The sequence below is a fragment of the Gordonia sp. GONU genome (assembly GCF_024733855.1).
GTDB lineage: Bacteria > Actinomycetota > Actinomycetes > Mycobacteriales > Mycobacteriaceae > Gordonia > Gordonia amicalis.
This window is the reverse complement of record NZ_JANRHB010000091.1, coordinates 1-824: the sequence shown is the minus strand read 5'-3', so window position 1 is coordinate 824 and position 824 is coordinate 1. Positions and strand designations below refer to the sequence as shown.

The following is an 824-nucleotide window of genomic DNA, read 5'->3' as shown; positions in this document are numbered from 1 at the left end:
TGGGTTTCATGTTGTCGGGGATGATGACGGCGAACACCCCATCGAAGAATTCCCACGCCGCTTGGCAGCCGGTGATCACCGCGTCCAGGGTTTGTGAATGGGTCAGCCACACGAACGTGTGCCGCGAGTAGACCGCGGTGATCACCAGGGCATGGACCTTGCGGCGTTTGCCGCTGGCAGGGTCATCGAGCAGCCCGAGGTACCCGAAATCGAGCTGACATTCTGCACCCGGAGCGCAGTCGTCCACGCGCACGGTGGATGTTGTTCGCCGGTACCCGCATTGCTCGGTCGCGAACCTCACCAACGTCCGATAGGGCACCTGGCATCCCTGACGGGCAAGCAGGATGTGAATTTTAGTCAGTGTCAACGGTTTCTGGTCGCCATCACCGGCGACCCAGGTTCTGATCTGATCGGTGAACCCGGCCAGTTGTTCCCATGCCTGCCCGTGCCCGTTGGGCCGGACCGGGCGTACCGCGGTCACGATTCTCCCGATCAGCTCATCGGTCAACGCGTCGGCACCGGCGCCGTGGACCAATCCTGCCGCTTGCGCGGCCTGTACATACCGTCGCACCGTCTTGCGGTCGACTCCGGCGTGAGCGGCGATCGTGCGTAGTCCCGGCGAGGGCAATCCCACCGCCAGGCCCAGCCACAAACGCAGTACTTCTCTGATCTCTTCCACTGCAACCTCCCGGTAGCCCATGCCCGCCGCCCCTCCTGCGAATCTTGCAGTTGAGTCAACGAGCAAAACGAAGGGACCACCGACGCGACGCGCCGGTGGTCCCATAACTGGCAATCCAGGTGGTCCCATCCTCGTGGCAAAAATC

General features: G+C 62.9%; 1 pseudogene. It reads right to left on the bottom strand.

From position 1 onward, the window contains the following. Nucleotides 1-700: pseudogene (locus NWF34_RS25295) on the bottom strand (IS21 family transposase); the annotation flags it as partial. Nucleotides 701-824 lie beyond the last annotated feature (124 nt).